Source organism: Shewanella sp. 1311 (genome assembly GCF_059338235.1).
On the sequence record NZ_CM181686.1, the window covers coordinates 556,854 to 574,495 of the forward strand.

At 45.8% G+C, this 17,642-nt stretch carries 14 protein-coding genes and 6 tRNA genes; 6 read left to right on the forward strand and 14 right to left on the reverse strand.

Translation table 11 applies throughout. From position 1 onward, the window contains the following. Window positions 1–145: 145 nt before the first annotated feature. Genes AC5YB3_RS02575 through rlmKL form a run of 4 tightly spaced genes read right to left on the reverse strand, consistent with a single transcriptional unit; the run spans window position 146 to window position 6,313 of the window. The gene (locus AC5YB3_RS02575) at window positions 146–1,981 is read right to left on the reverse strand and encodes a DUF3466 family protein (RefSeq protein ID WP_494526499.1); all 1,836 of its coding nucleotides are present in this window, start codon (window positions 1,979–1,981) and stop codon (window positions 146–148) included. Between the two features lie 28 nt (window positions 1,982–2,009). Beyond that, window positions 2,010–3,935, reverse strand: a complete 1,926-nt coding sequence (locus AC5YB3_RS02580) for an ABC transporter ATP-binding protein (protein WP_006082076.1) — start codon at window positions 3,933–3,935, stop codon at window positions 2,010–2,012. A gap of 1 nt (window position 3,936) precedes the next feature. Next, window positions 3,937–4,191 carry a glutaredoxin family protein gene (locus AC5YB3_RS02585; protein ID WP_011847054.1) on the reverse strand — a complete coding sequence of 85 codons (255 nt, stop codon included), beginning with the start codon at window positions 4,189–4,191 and terminating at the stop codon, window positions 3,937–3,939. Further along, window positions 4,184–6,313 carry a bifunctional 23S rRNA (guanine(2069)-N(7))-methyltransferase RlmK/23S rRNA (guanine(2445)-N(2))-methyltransferase RlmL gene (rlmKL, locus tag AC5YB3_RS02590; RefSeq protein ID WP_063883043.1) on the reverse strand — a complete coding sequence of 710 codons (2,130 nt, stop codon included), beginning with the start codon at window positions 6,311–6,313 and terminating at the stop codon, window positions 4,184–4,186. Before rlmKL ends, AC5YB3_RS02585 begins: the two co-directional genes overlap by 8 nt. A 257-nt stretch (window positions 6,314–6,570) precedes the next feature. Between rlmKL and AC5YB3_RS02595 the strand changes: the two genes are divergently transcribed. The 6 genes from AC5YB3_RS02595 (at window position 6,571) to AC5YB3_RS02620 (ending at window position 7,358) form a co-directional block, all read left to right on the forward strand. Then, window positions 6,571–6,647 (forward strand) — tRNA-Met (locus AC5YB3_RS02595). A 41-nt stretch (window positions 6,648–6,688) separates the two neighbouring features. Further along, a tRNA-Met gene (locus AC5YB3_RS02600) sits at window positions 6,689–6,765 on the forward strand. A gap of 144 nt (window positions 6,766–6,909) precedes the next feature. Next, window positions 6,910–6,986 (forward strand) — tRNA-Met (locus AC5YB3_RS02605). A 47-nt stretch (window positions 6,987–7,033) separates the two neighbouring features. Beyond that, window positions 7,034–7,110, forward strand: a tRNA-Met gene (locus AC5YB3_RS02610). Window positions 7,111–7,157: 47 nt separating this feature from the next. Then, window positions 7,158–7,234 (forward strand) — tRNA-Met (locus AC5YB3_RS02615). 47 nt (window positions 7,235–7,281) lie between these two features. After that, a tRNA-Met gene (locus AC5YB3_RS02620) sits at window positions 7,282–7,358 on the forward strand. A 180-nt stretch (window positions 7,359–7,538) separates the two neighbouring features. Here the strand turns inward: AC5YB3_RS02620 and AC5YB3_RS02625 are convergent. From AC5YB3_RS02625 to AC5YB3_RS02670, 10 genes are all read right to left on the reverse strand, one after another. Beyond that, window positions 7,539–7,952, reverse strand: a complete 414-nt coding sequence (locus AC5YB3_RS02625) for a hypothetical protein (RefSeq protein WP_006082079.1) — start codon at window positions 7,950–7,952, stop codon at window positions 7,539–7,541. Window positions 7,953–8,197: 245 nt separating this feature from the next. Next, window positions 8,198–8,689 carry a GNAT family N-acetyltransferase gene (locus tag AC5YB3_RS02630; protein WP_012089490.1) on the reverse strand — a complete coding sequence of 164 codons (492 nt, stop codon included), beginning with the start codon at window positions 8,687–8,689 and terminating at the stop codon, window positions 8,198–8,200. A gap of 460 nt (window positions 8,690–9,149) precedes the next feature. Then, window positions 9,150–9,749 carry a recombination mediator RecR gene (gene recR / locus AC5YB3_RS02635; protein WP_006082081.1) on the reverse strand — a complete coding sequence of 200 codons (600 nt, stop codon included), beginning with the start codon at window positions 9,747–9,749 and terminating at the stop codon, window positions 9,150–9,152. Window positions 9,750–9,761: 12 nt separating this feature from the next. Continuing rightward, complete coding sequence (locus AC5YB3_RS02640) at window positions 9,762–10,091, reverse strand: YbaB/EbfC family nucleoid-associated protein (protein ID WP_006082082.1); 330 nt, start codon at window positions 10,089–10,091, stop codon at window positions 9,762–9,764. Window positions 10,092–10,314: 223 nt separating this feature from the next. Further along, window positions 10,315–13,779 carry a DNA polymerase III subunit gamma/tau gene (dnaX, locus tag AC5YB3_RS02645; RefSeq protein WP_494526500.1) on the reverse strand — a complete coding sequence of 1,155 codons (3,465 nt, stop codon included), beginning with the start codon at window positions 13,777–13,779 and terminating at the stop codon, window positions 10,315–10,317. Between the two features lie 37 nt (window positions 13,780–13,816). Next, window positions 13,817–14,368, reverse strand: coding sequence for an adenine phosphoribosyltransferase (gene apt, locus AC5YB3_RS02650; protein ID WP_494526501.1), 552 nt, complete (start codon window positions 14,366–14,368; stop codon window positions 13,817–13,819). Between the two features lie 267 nt (window positions 14,369–14,635). Further along, window positions 14,636–15,004: a YbaN family protein gene (locus AC5YB3_RS02655; protein WP_494526502.1), complete on the reverse strand. Its 369-nt coding sequence runs from the start codon at window positions 15,002–15,004 to the stop codon at window positions 14,636–14,638. Window positions 15,005–15,358: 354 nt separating this feature from the next. Beyond that, complete coding sequence (locus AC5YB3_RS02660) at window positions 15,359–16,105, reverse strand: HvfC family RiPP maturation protein (protein ID WP_494526503.1); 747 nt, start codon at window positions 16,103–16,105, stop codon at window positions 15,359–15,361. After that, window positions 16,105–16,974, reverse strand: a complete 870-nt coding sequence (locus AC5YB3_RS02665; protein ID WP_494526504.1) for an HvfB family MNIO-type RiPP peptide maturase — start codon at window positions 16,972–16,974, stop codon at window positions 16,105–16,107. Before AC5YB3_RS02665 ends, AC5YB3_RS02660 begins: the two co-directional genes overlap by 1 nt. Window positions 16,975–17,089: 115 nt before the next feature. After that, a complete protein-coding gene (locus AC5YB3_RS02670; protein ID WP_006082089.1) occupies window positions 17,090–17,521 on the reverse strand; it encodes an HvfA family oxazolone/thioamide-modified RiPP metallophore in 432 nt (143 codons plus the stop codon). Window positions 17,522–17,642 lie beyond the last annotated feature (121 nt).

Here is a 17,642-nt window from a genome sequence, read left to right on the forward strand (position 1 = left end):
ACTCATAGAAATAGTGCTTTTTGACGCCAAGATCAATCAAAAAATCGGCTATTATACTGACTATTTATTAAACTATTGAGATCCTAGCGAAAAAAAATCGAGGCATTTTGCCTCGATTTTTTTAGTCTGAATTGAAGCTTAAAACTTAGCGAGTTCGACGACGGAACCACACTAATGGTAAAGCAAATAACCAAGCTAAGGTTGCAGCACCAGAACGCTCAAAATTACCCGTATCGGTATTATCCTCAACGGTGCAAGCCTCACCATTAGTGATGGGTTTTAGTACGACCATACCCGGGATATAGGCAGTCACTGGATCACCATTGCCATTGAGTTCAAATAGCGCTTCACCATTTTCGCCAACAATAATATTGCCAGCACTATCAAGTTGTAAGGAAGGCTTACGAATGAATGCTGTCCCTACAATAGTGCCCTCTTCGTTAATACTTGTCCCTTCGACCACAATAATATCGGCATTATACGTGAAGGTTTTACCCGAACCGTCACGCACTTCGACTTGATGACGTGCCCAGCTACCATCACTGGCTTTTTCATAACCCTTAGACTCACAGGTCAGTAACTTGTTAAGGTTATTAAACTCACCTGTCGATTTTTCATACAGAAAACCCGCTTTAGGGCGTGGCTTCTCTTTATCATATGTTGTCTCGATATAACCAACAACTTGACCTTTGTTGTTGATGTCTTTTGGCTTACTCGAAAGATCCGTTGTCGTTGAGCCAAAATCATTCGGGGTTACATAAGCGACATCTGGGGTATTAGTATCAAAGACGAAAAATTTATCGCGTAAATACCCTTGGATATAACTGCGATAACTACCGACCAGAATTCCACTGTTGTTGATATCATAGGCGATAGAGCTTGAAATCGAATCCCCCATAGGGATCCAGTGGTATTGGTAGTTACCTTCGGTATCTTTAGCCCAATAGGCCGCATCTTGACGCAGCTTATCTGTATCATTGTTACGATAAACGTGTGAACGACCCGCAACGACACCGTTATCATTCAAGCCGAGCGCTTGAGCGGTAAAGGTTAAAGTGTTATCAGCTTTAGGTGTTAATCCTAAAGGCAACGCCGTTCCTGTAGCCGTATCATTATCGATTTGCCATACATAGGCGCGAGTTTGATACTGAATATTACGTGTACCTGTAGAATTCGGATATTGCTCACGTTGTACGCACACATCTACCGGCAAAGTATTCTCTGTACCTAAACAATAATTAACTCTATCGCTACCATATTTACTAATATCAATACTGGCATAACCCGCTACTAAATTATTGTTATTAATGGCTGTTGCCGCTGACCATCCGCCTAACTCAACGGTTTTAGTCTTATCAGCATTAACAAATTGCGTATAGGGAGGTACTAGCGGTATTTCAGTACTGCCAGCTTTGGCGACACCGCGGAACTCATAGTCACGGTAATACCAGTAATCATCTGCTTTATCAGCAGTAGATGTATTCTCTGTTTTCTTTTCAGGCGCAGTCATGCTGCCCACTTTAATACCTGCATCGTTAATACCGTAATAAAAGGTATCAACTGAATTAATCACAGTAGTATCACTTGGTGCTGTAGTACCATTAATGCTGTCAAAAGTGGGGAACCAAGGCTTAGATGTATCATCATTTTCCTTAGCAACAAAGGCAAAGTTATTAGCAATGATGGCTTTATCTATCGAATACGTAATAGTTTCTTCCGGTGCGATACCATCAGCAACATCAATGACGCCGCCTTCAACATCTGAACTGCTGAGCTTTTTCTTACCCTTTGAGATACCGACTAACTCATCATTGGCATTCACGCCTAGAGCATAGCCGTTACGAGTATCTTTAAGCGTACCTTGCAGCTCATAACTATCGATATTAACGATTTCATAGACAGGTGCAGCATGGGCACTGTTTAATACACCAAGGACACCTAAGGCAACCAAGGAAAGGGCTTTATCCAACTGTAACTTCATTAATTCTATTCCCATTTTTATTATTGGTTTACTTCAGTGACTCAAGCTCTTCCCATCGCTCGAAGCAAACTTCCAATTGCTTTTCTTTATCCGCCAACTGGCTCAATACCTGATTGACTTTATCCTGCGCCTGACTATAAAAGTCTGAATGTCCAATGGTGGTCTGCAATGCAAGAATATCTGCCTCTAATTGCTCCATCACAGTGGGTAACGACTCTAACTCACGCTGTAACTTATACGACAGTTTTTTTACCGCTTTCGCAGGTTCCGCAGCCTTAACTTCAACGGCTTTCGTTTCAACCGCAGGAGCTTCGACCGCCTTTTGCGAACTAGGTTCCTCAGAATAAAACTTTGCCCCCTGATTCACTGCGTCTTGATAACCACCAACATACTCGCTCCAATGGCCATTACCCGCATACCACCAACTACTGGTGACGGTATTATCGATAAATGCCCTATCATGGCTCACCAACAAAAGTGTGCCTTGATATTCAGTTAGCAGCGACTCTAACAATTCTAGGGTCTCAATATCAAGATCGTTGGTCGGTTCGTCGAGTATGATTAAGTTTGCAGGGCGAATTAAGAGCTTAGCCAGTAACAGACGGTTTTTTTCACCACCCGACAGCGCTTTTACTGGCGTTCTGGCGCGCATAGGCGAGAACAAGAAGTCTTGCAAATAACTTAATATGTGGCGGTCTTGACCATTAATCGTGATGGTCTTTTTACCTTCACCAACGTTATCTTCAACCGTTTGCTCAGGATCTAAGGCTTCGCGATATTGGTCGAAATAAGCAATTTCGAGCTTAGTGCCGACTTTAATTTCGCCCGATTGCGGTTGCAGCTTCTCGATTAATAGTTTGATCAAGGTCGATTTACCACAGCCGTTCGGGCCAATCAGCGCAATGCGGTCACCGCGGATCACTGTGGTATTGAAGTTCTTAACCAGATTTTTATCGGGCAGATTGAAGTTAAGATCTTGAACATCAAATACTAACTTACCAGAACGTTCGGTATCCGATACCGCCATCTTAGCGTTGCCTTGACGATTCAAACGTTCACTGCGCTCATCACGTAGCGCTTTAAGTGCGCGCACTCTGCCTTCATTACGGGTACGTCTGGCTTTAACGCCTTGACGGATCCATACTTCTTCATCGGCGAGACGCTTGTCAAACAAGGCATTTTTCTCAGCTTCAACGCGCAGCCATTCTTGCTTACCATCAAGATACATTTGATAGTTGCCCGGCCATGAGGTCACAACACCACGGTCTAAATCGACAATCCGCGTCGCCATACGGGCAATAAAGCCCCTATCGTGACTGATAAAGACGATAGCACCTTGATAATCAAGTAAAAACTTTTCAAGCCATTCAATCGTGTCTATGTCTAAATGGTTGGTAGGCTCATCAAGTAACAACAGATCTGGCTCGCTGACCAGTGCTCTGGCTAACGCCACTTTACGCTGCCAACCACCGGATAACTCGCTCAAGGATTTGTCAGGATCGAGGCCTAACAACTCGCAGTTTTGTTGAATGCGCGAATCGAGCTGCCAACCATTATAGTGATCTAAGGTTTCTTGCAGACCTTGCATCTCATTTAACATACGATCCATTTGCTCTGGATCGGCATGGGCGACATCGTGGGACAGTTGATGATAACGCTCAAGCGCCTCACCCACTTCCTTTAATCCTGCCGCGATATACGCGTATACCGTGCCTTGCTCAGCTTTTGGCGGATCTTGCTGTAAACGACTAACACTCACATTACCGGCAATGTTGAACTCGCCTTCATCCAGCAGCACATCGCCGGATAACACTTTTAATAAACTCGACTTGCCGGCACCGTTACGGCCAACAATACACACGCGCTCGCCGCGTTGAATAGTAAAATCCGCTTTTTGTAACAACGGAGTGTAACCATAGGCTAAAGAGCCACTATTGATACGAACCAGACTCAAACTAAGCTCCTGTAAACTCTTGTAATTGCGTTGCGTTAAATGGCCAATGTAATTCTCTATCATCCCAAGCTTTAATCACAGGGATCGATACGCCATAACGCTGCGCGAGGTATTCATCGTCACATATATCTATGGCCTGATAGCCAATGTCGGCCGCGTCCAGTAACGCCGCGGCCAGTTCACACAGATGGCAACCATCGGTGTGATATAGCAGATAAGACTTGTTATCCCCCTCTGCTTGAGTCAACTCAGGCATGGGTGATAAGCCAGGTGTTATGGATATGTGGATTACGTTTGTAGTCCATAGGTAAAGTCACGTCATCAATGTTTGTCACATTAATGTTCATCTTTGTCAGCGTCTCTATGTCCATCTTAAACTTACGTTTATTGTTAGAGAACACTAGCTCGCCCGTTGGGCTGAGCAGTTTCACTAAGGATGACAGTAAATTCACATGATCCCGTTGCACATCAAACGAATCTTCCATGCGCTTAGAGTTTGAGAAGGTCGGCGGATCGATAAAAATCAGATCGTACTGTTCATTACAATCCCTAATCCACTGCATGCAGTCAGATTGAACAAACTCATACTGCTTACCTTGCAGGCCATTGAGCGCAAAGTTGTCCTTCGCCCAAGCGATATAGGTATTAGACATATCAACTGTCGTTACCGACTTAGCACCGCCAAGCGCTGCGTGTACAGAAGCAGAACCTGTGTAAGAGAACAAGTTCAGTACGCGGCGGCCTTTAGATTTTTGACCGACTAAACGACGTGTCAATCTGTGATCGAGGAACAAACCTGTATCCAAATAACCGGTTAAGTTCAACTTGAACTTAGCACCATATTCGGTAGTGATAAGCTCTAACTTACGCTCATCCAGCTTTTGATATTGACTCGTACCCTTTTGACGCTCACGCGTCTTCATGATCATCTTGTTAGGGTTGATGCCAATAGCCGACGGCAGTGCTAATAACACATCGCTTAAACGGCGCTTAGTCACGGCTTCAGGTATGGTCGCTGGCGCCATATACTCTTGAATAATCACGTAATCTAAATACTTATCGACTGCGACGTTATATTCAGGAATGTCGGCATCGTAAATACGATAGCTGTCGACGCCTTCTTTCTTCGCCCATTTCTCTAATAACTTGGCATTCTTCTTAATGCGGTTAGCAAAAGCTGGGGCGATATCGGCAATATCGACGCCATCTGGCAGCACTGGCGTATCACGGCGAGTACTGTTGGCATGTAAGGTATAGATATTAAAGGCACATTCAAGTGCGCCGTTAAACATCTTCATCTGTTTATCGGCTTTAAGCTTTAGCGATGACACCAGTTCGATATCACTACACAGCATGGCCACTTTCCAGCCGCCAAACTCTTTCTTAAACTTGTCGCCCAGCTGATAGTAAAGCTGCAATAACTCAGACACATTGCCTAAACGCTCACCATAAGGTGGGTTAGTGATCAAATAGCCACTTTCCGCAGGCGGCGCTATCGTTAAAGCATCCGCAACTTGAAACTCGATTAACTCCAGTACACCGGCATTTTCGGCGTTACGTTTCGCCAACGCGACTAAGCGCGAATCGATATCAGAACCGTAGAATTTAATCTCGCAACGTTTCACGCCTAATGAGGCACGCGCTTTCGCTTCTTCAACGATTTCTTGCCACACGGCTTTATCATGGCGGCGCCAATGTTCAAAACCAAAACGGCTACGTTGCAGACCAGGGGCAATATCGGCAGCCATTAACGCCGCTTCAATCAGCACTGTACCGCTACCACAGAAAGGATCGAGCAAGGTTGAAGGCGCCGCTTGCCAGCCACTGCGTACGAGCATGTTGGCGGCTAAGTTTTCTTTCAATGGCGCTTCACCTGTGGTCGAACGATAGCCACGTTGATGAAGCGATGGACCCGAGAAGTTCATCGCAATCGTGATCACGCCATTACGGAAATGCGCATCGACTTTAAACTCAGCATCAACGCGAGACACATTCGGACGCTCAATATCATCGTCGCGGAAACGATCGACAATCGCATCCTTAATCTTCAAGGCGCCAAACTGGGTATTATTAAGAAAACCACCCGTACCATGGAAATCGATACTAAAAGTGCTTTTATTGGAAAAGTGTGCCGGCCAATCAACACAATAAGCTGCATTATAGAGTTGTTCTGCCGACTCGCAGCTTCCTTTATAGATAACCAACACAATGCGGCTGGCTAAGCGTGTCCATAAAGTAATGCGATACGCTAAAGCTAAGGAGGCCGTGAAATACACACCAGCAACACTCTCTTTTACTTCAGTCGCACCAAATTCTGTCAGCTCTTGGGCTAAGCTATATTCAAAGCCCTTAGGGGCGGCGGCAAAAAAATTAAGCATGGGATAATCAGTACGCAGTCAAAATCAAAGCGACATTATACCTGCTCGGATACATAAAAGATAAACAGTTATTAGCCAAAGCCCCATTTAGTCACTGTCTTGGCCTAAGATAATCGACGGAAAATCCCCAACTTATAAGTAAATCGTATGAATGCCGCCCATCCCGCTTTATATTTAAGCGTTCACCACCTTTTTCAATCTTCGTCCTTGCATTGCAAGGGCACTGCCGTTATAGTCTGCCCCGCTTTGAAGACGGACGCGGGATGGAGCAGCATGGTAGCTCGTCGGGCTCATAACCCGAAGGTCGTAGGTTCAAATCCTGCTCCCGCAACCAATTTAAAGCAAAATAGTAAAGTAAAACAGATAGATATCGGACGCGGGATGGAGCAGCATGGTAGCTCGTCGGGCTCATAACCCGAAGGTCGTCGGTTCAAATCCGGCTCCCGCAACCACTTTCTATATGTGTTTATAACGAGAAACAGCTCATCGGGCTCAACTCATTATAAACAACAGGCGAAGGTCGGCGGTTCAAATCCGGCTTCGGCAGCAATTCTTAAATGACAGAATTAAAATAGTTATTCATAGCAACAATCGGACGCGGGATGGAGCAGTATGGTAGCTCGTCGGGCTCATAACCCGAAGGTCGTCGGTTCAAATCCGGCTCCCGCAACCAATTCTTAGATGACAGAATTAAAACAGTTATTAACAGCAAAAATCGGACGCGGGATGGAGCAGTATGGTAGCTCGTCGGGCTCATAACCCGAAGGTCGTCGGTTCAAATCCGGCTCCCGCAACCAATTCTTAGATGACAGAATTAAAACAGTTATTAACAGCAACAATCGGACGCGGGATGGAGCAGTATGGTAGCTCGTCGGGCTCATAACCCGAAGGTCGTCGGTTCAAATCCGGCTCCCGCAACCAATTCTTAAATGACAGAATTAAAATAGTTATTGACAGCAACAATCGGACGCGGGATGGAGCAGTATGGTAGCTCGTCGGGCTCATAACCCGAAGGTCGTCGGTTCAAATCCGGCTCCCGCAACCAATTTAACCAGCTTAAGCTGGTTTTTTTGTATCTGAAATTCATAAAACTTTCTGTAAATCATCAGTGCACCACTGGTAACTCGTCAGGTTCAACTCTCTATAAATAGCGATCGAAGATCGTCAGTTCAAATCCACTTCAGCAACAGCATTCGAACTAAAAATTTAACCTGATTAGCTGACATCAATGCGTTTTTTGGATTTCAAATTTCGCCATGAAGGTGTCGGACAATATGACTCCTGCCATAGCACCAAAGGAAACGGTGAAAATCATGATGAAAGGTAGAGGTTTCAAATAAGCGGAAGTGAGAACACCTTGACCGAACCAGTGCAGCAACAGACCAAGGATCATGACGCCAAAAGCGAGCTTATTCGCAGCAAAAAACATCGGAATTTCGAACGCCCACAACGCTTTATTTTCCTTAAATTGAGCGAAACCAAAATAGAGATAAAGCAGTAATGCCACCATAGCGATCGCACAAACGCTGAGTGTATAGCTTAATTGAGATGTCCCAGCCAAGACTTGATAGCCGATACGAATGGCATAAATACCGACACCCAACCAAAGTATCAGTAGTGGCAATAAAATGAGTCCCATTTTTTATCCTTAAAAGTTGAGATAGACACACACTTAGCACCTAAAGCGAGCTCTGAAAATGAGCGCTTAATGCTATCCCAGACCTCGGTTTGTGAAGTGAGCACTTGAAGTAAGTTCTTAGATTGAGCACTTAGCGTCAGATCATATAGTTATGACTTAAAGTTAGGACTTGGAATGAGCGCTTAGAGTCCATTCTTAAAGTAAATGCCTTAAGCAACCGTTAAAATAGTGCCAAGACCAGCATGCTATTTTATCCGCGCCATATGATACACACTGACAAACTCACCATTTCTAAAGGCAAAATCCTTCGACTCACCTTCCATTACAAAACCAAACTTTTTATATAGACCAATGGCGGCATGATTGTCGGTATAAACCGTTAATTCAATTCGTTTTATATTCATCCATTTATCGGTAAGCTCAAGCATAACGTTAATCAAGGCGCTACCAACACCGCGGCCTTGGTAGCTGTCTTTTACCCCCATTCCAAAGGAGGCAACATGCCTACGACGGGGTTGCTCATACACCTCAAAACCCAACTCGCCGACAATTTCACCGTCAATCTCTGCGACATAGCGACTAATATGATTCGATGTTGCCGCAAGGCGTGACTCCCATTTATCGGTCGATGGCCAAGGGAGTTGTAAGGTACCAGTATAGGCATTTGGGCAGGCATATACGGCTTGAATGGCTGCGGCGTCACGCTTCTCTGCATGCCTAATCGTAATCTTTTCCAATGAGTCCCCTCCATGGTTTTCTAATAAAAAATACCTGTCCGGTTCAACGTACACAGAGCTAAGCACACAGATCTAAATCCACGAATTAGCTTAGGCACAAAGGCACGAACACTGTGGTAAATCGCAACTTAGCCCGCTTCTTATCAAACCGACTTTACGGATGAAGCTCGCATAAGACAAGTATGAAATTTAAAAAACTATTGATAAACCTAGTTTTTATATGGGTAGATATCAATTGAAATGAGGATTGAAGCACAGCGCTATCTCCACGGCCCTATCACCACAACCCAGCCTCGACATCTAGGTTGAAACACTGGGCAAATAAAAACCCGCTCAAGATAGGTTCTTGGCGGGTTTAAGGGATATCGCGACAATTGAGTCGAGTCGAACAGTTCAGCATTTAAATTAAGCTAATATAATCAATCGCATTACACTAACTAAACTGAGTCACTGTGTTCTGTTAAAGCGGTAAACGGCCATTGAATGACAAGGCTAACGTCGTGCTATCCACATATTCAAGCTCGCCACCAACGGGCACGCCGTGGGCGATGCGACTGATCATCACCTTATGGCGTCTGGCCATATCAGCAATAAAATGCGCTGTTGCCTCGCCTTCTACCGTCGGATTGGTCGCTAAAATCAACTCGGCCACATCACCCGAAGCCAAGTGGCGCTCGAGTAACGCTAAACCTAGCTCTTCTGGCCCAACACCATCGAGTGGCGATAAATGACCTAAAAGAACAAAGTAGCGACCGGTGAAATGTCCACCCGCCTCAATGGCTAACACATCGGCCGGCGTTTCCACCACACAAATGGTGGAAGACGTACCGCGTTTATGGCTAGCACAAATCGGACAGAGGGTTTCTTCAGTGTAGGTTCGGCAAGACTGGCAATGACCGACGTCACTCATCGCACTGGACAGCGCACTGGCTAATTTAAGCCCTGCTTTTCTGTCGCGCTCGAGTAACTGAAACGCCATACGTTGCGCCGATTTAGGCCCAACCCCAGGTAAACAACGCAGGGACTGAATTAACTCATCTAACAGTGGACTAAATTTCATCGGCTATCTCAATTAAAATGGCATTTTCATGCCTGGAGGTAATTGCATACCACCAGTGACTTCGGCCATTTTAGTTTTTTGGTTTTCTTCGATTCGACGGGCAGCGTCATTACAAGCCGCAGCAATCAAATCTTCCAGCATTTCTTTGTCGTCTTCCATCAGGCTTGGGTCGATTTCAACTTTACGCACTGTGTGCGCGCCAGTCATGGTGACTTTCACCAAACCTGCACCAGATTCACCCACCATTTCCATACGGGCGATTTCTTCCTGCACTTTGGCCATTTTTTCTTGCATCATCTGGGCCTGTTTCATCAGATTGCCCATACCGCCTTTTCCAAACATAGTCTTTTCTCTTCTATTAGGGTTAGTCGCAAGCATTAACGCGGCTAATCTTACTTAAATAAATGGGATTGGCAATCAATGCCGTTATCTTGTTAATAAACTTATGATCTCGATGCCGAGTTTCTCAGCAGCATCACTATAAATATGCACTTCAAGCTCAAATTTAAACCACAAGGTTACAAATTAACGACGAACATTTTACCCAAGGGCTCGTCAATAATGGTTAACTCGCCGCCTCAGTTAACTCAGGTAACGCTTGTATTTGCTGACTGCGTAAATTCAACAACTCGGGCGGATACACTAAACTGTCGGCATCGAGTTCGGCGCCCATACGTTGGATCAACCATTGCACATTGTCATCATGGATCAGTGATTGATGCGCCTGTTGCAGCAACTCTTGGTGGAAACGTTTACGTAACTCTAAAGGCGTTTCCCGCTGCGCATCGATTCCTATGACCACTTGTACCCGTCTTGGGTTCCCGAGCGCAGCACTTAAGGCTTGCTCGAGCTGTACTATGGCAACATCGGCCGCAAGATGCTTCTGATTTGGCTTAAGCAGCAGCGGCAAAGGATCGCTCAGGGTTTGGCAAACGGAATTAACCGCCAGTTGCCGCACTCGCCCGCCGACCTCTAAGCTCGCCATCAACTTGTACCAATGCAAATCTAATGGATGACCACTGATCGGAAGTGTACTAAGCGCGACTTCCCTCTCCTGCGTACGTTCAACAGCGCTAGCAGTCTGAGTCAGTGCAGTCGTGCTAGCCGGCGTTAACGCGGTAGCTTGCACTTTATCTTGATGTCTTGCTTGAGTTTGAAGCACTTGTGACTTCGAATCTGAACCCTGCTCAGCACTCTGGGAGTCATTACCATCTGCCGCATTATTCTGTACGTCATTGGCAGTGTTGCTAGTATTTAAAGATCCTTGGCAACTGCTGGCAGAGTCATCATTTATATCAGAGCCTTGAGCCATCACAGCATCAGCGATATCAGTATTACCGCTATCAACCTGAGTCGTTTCGATAAGCTCAGCTGTTGACGCTACTTCTGGCGCAGCCTCCCAAGGCGGACGGTCATATGCTGCCGGTTTGACTGGATCAGCAGGGACAGAACTAGAGGCTCTTGCAACCGAAGGCACTGATTGATGCTGAGCAATTGGCTCAAGATCTAAGTCAAAATCATCATCGAAATCTATTGTTAAATCGGGATCTAAATCAGCGGCGGGATCGGCAGAGAATGACGCACTTGTCTTACTTGCATCACTTTTACTGGCAGGTTTTGATAAACAGATCCCATTGGCTTTACTGTTTGGTGTCTTTAATTTTGAGTCCAGTGACGACTTTTTTTCATCACCGTCCTTAACACTTAAGGCATCAAGATCTGATAACAGTGAATCCCGCGCCGCCAACACCGCCGAGAGAATATCATCATCGGCTAAGGATGCGGAGGCTAGTGTTGGAATTGAAATTGGAGTTAGTGTCTGAGGAGACACTTGAGCCATTGCAGCTGACTGACTATCAACAGAGCCTTGCATGCCTAAAGCACTTTGAATACTTGCTGCGCTTTGAACATCAGCAGAATGTTGAACACTATCTGAGTGTTGAACACTATCTGAGTGTTGAACACTATCTGAGTGTTGAACATTAGCTGAGTGTTGAACATCATCAGGCACAGCATGAGAGTCAAAGCTGTGATGAAAATCATCGTCATTGTAAGAGCCGGAGGAGAATTCAACATAAGCATCTTGATAGGAATCGAGCGGTGCTGACTCTTGGGCATAAGCTCCCATCGCTGGATATGAATGCTCGGCTTCAGTTCCATAGGGGCGATGTTCATCTAGCCCCTTTTGCTCAAGCGTATTGTTAGCGGTGGGATTGTTATCCAGTGTGTTCTCAGCTGCGCTGTTGTTATCAGCAGGTGTTGAATCAACAACCATTTCAGCCGCTGCTGGATTAACAATACTCGACTCGGCAGTTGCCCCAATTAATTCAGGAACTTCACTATTATGAGCATCAAGACTGGCAACCGATGCCTCAATGTCAGCAACGGGTTCAGAAATGTGTATAGAAGGCGCTTGAGCGGTTGATACTGTTTGAGTTTGAGGCTCTACCTCAGCATTCACTATGTCAGTGTTTAAGCTGTCAGCGTTAAATCCCTGACTCTGCGCCTGACTTAGAATCACCGCCTGTTCGGCAATTAATGCCGCATCCGCTTCGAGCTCAGCATCAAGCGCCTGCTCTGAGGTATCTGCTGGCTCAATTGACACGTCAGCCATGTCAACAGCGTCCGCTTGCGCGGTTTCAACTTGCTGGTTAGCGCTAGTTTGCTCAATTAATGCTGTTTTTTTTTCAGCAGGCACTGTTTCAATGGTATGCGGTTCAGTTGTATGTGGTTCAGCAGTATGTGTTTCAGCAAACTGTGGTTCATTTACATGAGGAGCTTGCACAGCAGCAGTTACCGCAACGGGCGTTTGCCCTTCTGGTAAACGGATCTCAGCGACCGCATCAGGCTGCCAACGCTTTACCGGCTTTTCTGGCACAAATGCGACTGCGCGTAACAGCGCCATCTCAAGACCCGATTTAGGGTCGGGTGCATGGGGTAAATCTTTGCGGCCCGTTAATAAAATCTGATAATAAAGCTGCACTTGCTCCGGCGTCAGCTGCTCGGCAAAGGCGCGAATTTGCGCGCTATACAAAGATTGCTGCGCGGCCGCGGGGGCAAATTGGGTCAAGGTAATTTGATGTAACAGCTCAAGCAAACTGCGCAGCACTTCTTGGGCATCGGCGCCGTACGCGAGCACTTGGGCGCAAGTGTGCATTAACACGCCAATATCGGCATCGGTTAAGGCTTTAAGCAAGGCAACCACATGCTGCTCATCAATACTGCCCAGCATAGTTTGCACTTGAGTGAGCATCACATTGCCGCCACCAAAGGCGATCGCTTGATCGGTCAAACTCAAGGCATCACGCATACTGCCATTGGCGGCTTTGGCAAGAAGCTTTAGGGCTTCAGCATCAAAGGGAAATTGCTCTTGAGTCAAGATATGATTGAGCTGAGTGCCAATTTCGCCTTGGGTCAGGCTTTTTAAATTGAATTGCAAACAACGGGATAACACAGTCACCGGCAGTTTCTGTGGATCGGTCGTCGCTAAAAGAAATTTAACGTGCTCGGGGGGTTCTTCTAAGGTTTTTAGCAGTGCGTTAAAACTGCTGCGCGACAGCATATGCACTTCGTCGATGAGATAAACCTTAAAACGGCCACGGGTCGGACGATACTGCACATTATCTAACAGCTCACGGGTGTCATCGACCTTAGTGCGGGACGCAGCATCGACTTCAATTAAATCGACAAAACGGCCTTGAGCGATTTCCACGCAGCTGCCGCAAGCACCACAGGGAGTCGCTGTCACGCCTTGTTCGCAATTTAAGCCTTTGGCAAAGAGTCGCGCCAAGCTGGTTTTACCGACACCGCGCGTTCCCGTAAACAGGTATGCATGATGTAAGCGCTGCTGGCTTAACGCATTGGTCAAGGCATGCAAAACATGGCTTTGGCCAACCATTTGATCAAATGTGGCAGGGCGCCATTTTCTGGCTAACACCTGATATGACATGGAACTCCCCAGAGTATGTGATACAAGAGCGGGAGCATGCGCCCCGAGAACTTTGAAAGATAACATGTCATGATTTGACATGCCATCAAACTATCCCAAGGCGCCTTTAGCTGCAGATTTATTCGCCTTCAAACTCACAAAGTTTAACCAACTCAAGCCCTAATGCGGTTAAACGGGCTTCACCACCTAAATCAGGTAATGAGATCACAAAGGCCGCATGTTTAACTTCACCGCCCAGTTGGCGAATGAGTTTAACGGTCGCTTCAATAGTACCGCCAGTCGCGAGTAAATCGTCAACGACTAGCACTTTGTCATTTGGGTTAATCGCATCGGTATGAATTTCTAGGCTATCGTGACCGTATTCCAGTTCATAGCTTTGGCTGATAGTCACACGCGGTAATTTACCCGGTTTACGCACAGGTACAAAACCCACACCCAATTCTAAAGCCAACGGCGCACCGAACAAGAAACCACGGGCTTCAGTGCCCACAATTTTGGTAAAGCCTTGGCCACGATAATGTTCAACTAACAAGTCGATGGTCGCTTTATAGGCGGCTGCATTCTCAAGCAAACTGGTGACATCTCGAAATAAAATCCCTTCCTTAGGATAATTAGGAATCGTTTTAATGCTTTGCTTTATCAAGGATAAGGTTTCTGTATTCATAGCCATCATATTTACTTAATAAGTTACTTAATCAATTCACCAACCTAGCGTTGGCGGTATAAAACAAAACGTCCACACTGGGTGGACGCATTGTCGAAAGTCGGACAAAGCTTATGCCGCTTTAGTTTTAGTTGCAACAATCACAACGCACAAGTGATGGAAAGGTTATCAATTTGTGCCTTAGATCAAACCCTGTCGGCACTGTGTTACATCCCCTCACCCATGACGCGGCGAAAACAATTTGCCACACATTGAATCCATAGTGTCGCTCAATCATCCCTCTATTTCAGGGATCCCTTTGAGATACCAGAGTAAGACGAGTGCCATCACGAGCAGCAAACCTTTTACCCAAAGGAAAGGCACCACAATAATGCTGACACTAAAACTCAGCGCGCTGACGACCATGGCTTTGCGTTTCAACCCCTTACGCATTGCTCGCTGCTCTTGCCACTGGGTTAAGGCATCGGCAAACCAAGGATGAGTCATCAACCAATGGTGTAAACGTTCACTGGAGCGGGCAAAGCAAAAAGCGGCAAGCAAGATAAACGGCACGGTCGGTAGCAAAGGCAGCACAATACCGAGTAAACCCAAGGCTAACGCGGTTAAACCTAACAATAAAAATAATCCGCGCTTTAATACCATAGATTAACTTACCCTTTATCGGAAAAACAAAAGCCACTCTAAGAGTGGCCAATAGTCTATGCGCTCGAGATTAACGCTCGCTTAAATTAGACCTAAGTGCTTTAACCAAGACAGGCTTGCTGGCAGAGTCGGCAACAGTAAAACTAAAATAAAACCAATAAAATACAAAAAATTAAATGGGTCTTTGAACGGCTGACTACTCATTACAGCTCCTCTAGTATGTGCAAGTATAAGTGCGCAGGAATCGTACAGTGATTGAGATCACAAAACGGCCGACATTGTAGCGGTTTGTCAAATCAATAAAAACCCTCTAACTGTAGGGTTATTGCATTTATTTCGGCAATAATCCCCACCTTAAGACTGACGACCGCGCACTATACCTTTGGCCGCTAATTGCTCGAGTAACTGAGTACAACCTTGCGCAATAATCTCTGGCGCCATTTGAGGGTAAGTGATTGTTAACCAATCAACTATCTCTTGAAAACCCGCTTGGCTTTGAGCTTGAAGAAATGCCAGCACCTGTGCGCTTAAGGGATTTAACTGTAGGAAACACACTTCACAATCGGCATCTTGGTAGAGACAAAAAAACACTGGCGTATCGAGTTGTTGCTGCGGCCGATAATCCTGACGAATGTGCTGCACCTCAAAATGATACTGCGCCACCCTCGCCGTCTTCGATAAACATAAGGCCTGCGTCGAAATTTGGGCTGGGCTAAGTTGAGATTCATCCCCACTCGCCTGTGCGACCGCAACGACCAACTCTAGCCATTCATAGTGAGCTAATTCGAGCATAAAAACAGGATCATTCGCCGTGGGTTGATATTCCTGCTGTAAAAAATCTAAAAACTCGCCTGCAATGTCGATAAAAATCGGCGATTGGCAATCATGTTGACTAAAAAAACTTTGCACTAATGCCAACCACTCTTCTTCAGAGTACAAACTTTTCAGCACGGGAAAGCCGTTCGACACAAATCCCAGCACATTATTGAAAAATAACTCGCGGTAAACCTGCATGTGCCGAACATCAATATCCGCGGGCAATGGCCGAGAAGGATCGCGGATATAATCGATAAAGGATTGCTGCACTTGCTTAAAATCCATTAGGCGATCCTCTTTACAACATGAGCGCTATTTTGAATGTGAGAGCTGTTCGCTGCCGCTTGATAAGCGTGGATTTGATTTAGCTCGAGCAACAATTCAGCGGTTGTCGGCACATTAAAGTCACGCTCAAGCAAGGTCGGCTTTACCCCATGTAAGGCATAGCAACGTTGCAACAATGCCCAAACGGGATCGTTAATGGCGGCGCCATGGGTGTCGATGAGTAGATCTTCAGCTTGCTTGTAGTGCCCAGCGATATGCAGATAAGCGATACGCTCCGTCGGCATGGCCTGTAAAAAGGTATCGGCATCGTATTGATGATTTATCGAGTTCACATAGATGTTGTTCACATCCAGTAGCAGCTTACAATCGGCTTCTTGCAGCACAGCATTGACGAATTCAAGTTCGCTCATGTGCGCGCTGGGGGCGGCATAAAATGACACATTTTCTAAAATAAGTGGCCGCTCTAAAATATCTTCGACCTGCTTCACCCGCGCCGCCACATGCTTTACCGCTGCGTCGGTAAAAGGGATTGGCATGAGATCGTATAAGTGACCTTGGCCTGAGCAATAACTTAAGTGTTCGGAATAGACTTGGATTTGGTGTAAATCCATAAAGGATTTGATGTTTTTTACAAACGCGAGATCTAAGGGTTCAGGGCTACCAATCGATAAACTCAAACCGTGGCAATAGAAAGTATGTTGCTCGGTCAGTTCACGAAATTGACGGCCAAACTTACCGCCTAAGGTCATCCAGTTTTCTGGTGCTACTTCAAAAAAATTAATCGCTTCTGGCACCGATTCACAAAACTCACTGAGCATTTCTCGCCTTAAACCCAGCCCTACCAGTGCCGCATTTTTTTGATCATTCATAGAACCTCACGAACGCTTGCTGTCATCGCTTTAGGATAAAACAAAAGAGACCAGCGCGGGCTGGCCTCTTTTGACTCAATAACCCCCATCACTGCGGGAATCAGTGCAGTCAGATTTATTTCATTTCTTTTTTAACGGCTTCGACTTTAGCGTCAACTTTCTCAGCGGTTTTCTTCATATCCGCGCCACATTTCGCTTCACCACACTTACCTTCGTGTGCTTTCGCCATCGCGGCTTTTTTCACATCGGCACCGCATTTCGCTTCGCCACATTTGCCTTCATGGGCTTTATCTGCAGCCGCTTTTTTCATCTCGGCGCCACATTTAGCTTCACCACATTTACCTTCTTTGGCTTTTTCAGCGGCGGCTTTCTTCATATCCGCGCCGCATTTGGCTTCACCACATTTTCCTTCTGAGCCGACAATTTGATAACCCGCATCCATTGCTTCAAAACCAAACGGGTTAGTTTGGGCATTGACAGCAAAAGCTGAACTCATTACGACTGAACCTAAGGCTACTGCAACTGCTGTTTTTTTAACTGAATTCATAAATAATCCCTTCTTGTTTATTGAGTAATGTTGACCAACAACAGTAGAAGTAGCTGGCTTACTGCAAAAGACCTGCCCTATTTCGATTCTATTGCAAAAAATATCACTAAATCACAGAAAT

What these genes read in the sequence shown, in the direction of transcription:
- AC5YB3_RS02625 (WP_006082079.1), bottom strand. Translation starts at nt 7,952, where the DNA reads ATGGGACTCATTTTATTGCCACTACTGATACTTTGGTTGGGTGTCGGT.
- AC5YB3_RS02670 (WP_006082089.1), bottom strand. Translation starts at nt 17,521, where the DNA reads ATGAATTCAGTTAAAAAAACAGCAGTTGCAGTAGCCTTAGGTTCAGTC.
- AC5YB3_RS02575 (WP_494526499.1), bottom strand. Translation starts at nt 1,981, where the DNA reads ATGAAGTTACAGTTGGATAAAGCCCTTTCCTTGGTTGCCTTAGGTGTC.
- AC5YB3_RS02585 (WP_011847054.1), bottom strand. Translation starts at nt 4,191, where the DNA reads ATGCCTGAGTTGACTCAAGCAGAGGGGGATAACAAGTCTTATCTGCTA.
- apt (WP_494526501.1), bottom strand. Translation starts at nt 14,368, where the DNA reads ATGGCTATGAATACAGAAACCTTATCCTTGATAAAGCAAAGCATTAAA.
- AC5YB3_RS02655 (WP_494526502.1), bottom strand. Translation starts at nt 15,004, where the DNA reads ATGGTATTAAAGCGCGGATTATTTTTATTGTTAGGTTTAACCGCGTTA.
- rlmKL (WP_063883043.1), bottom strand. Translation starts at nt 6,313, where the DNA reads ATGCTTAATTTTTTTGCCGCCGCCCCTAAGGGCTTTGAATATAGCTTA.
- AC5YB3_RS02660 (WP_494526503.1), bottom strand. Translation starts at nt 16,105, where the DNA reads ATGGATTTTAAGCAAGTGCAGCAATCCTTTATCGATTATATCCGCGAT.
- recR (WP_006082081.1), bottom strand. Translation starts at nt 9,749, where the DNA reads ATGAAATTTAGTCCACTGTTAGATGAGTTAATTCAGTCCCTGCGTTGT.
- AC5YB3_RS02665 (WP_494526504.1), bottom strand. Translation starts at nt 16,974, where the DNA reads ATGAATGATCAAAAAAATGCGGCACTGGTAGGGCTGGGTTTAAGGCGA.
- AC5YB3_RS02640 (WP_006082082.1), bottom strand. Translation starts at nt 10,091, where the DNA reads ATGTTTGGAAAAGGCGGTATGGGCAATCTGATGAAACAGGCCCAGATG.
- dnaX (WP_494526500.1), bottom strand. Translation starts at nt 13,779, where the DNA reads ATGTCAAATCATGACATGTTATCTTTCAAAGTTCTCGGGGCGCATGCT.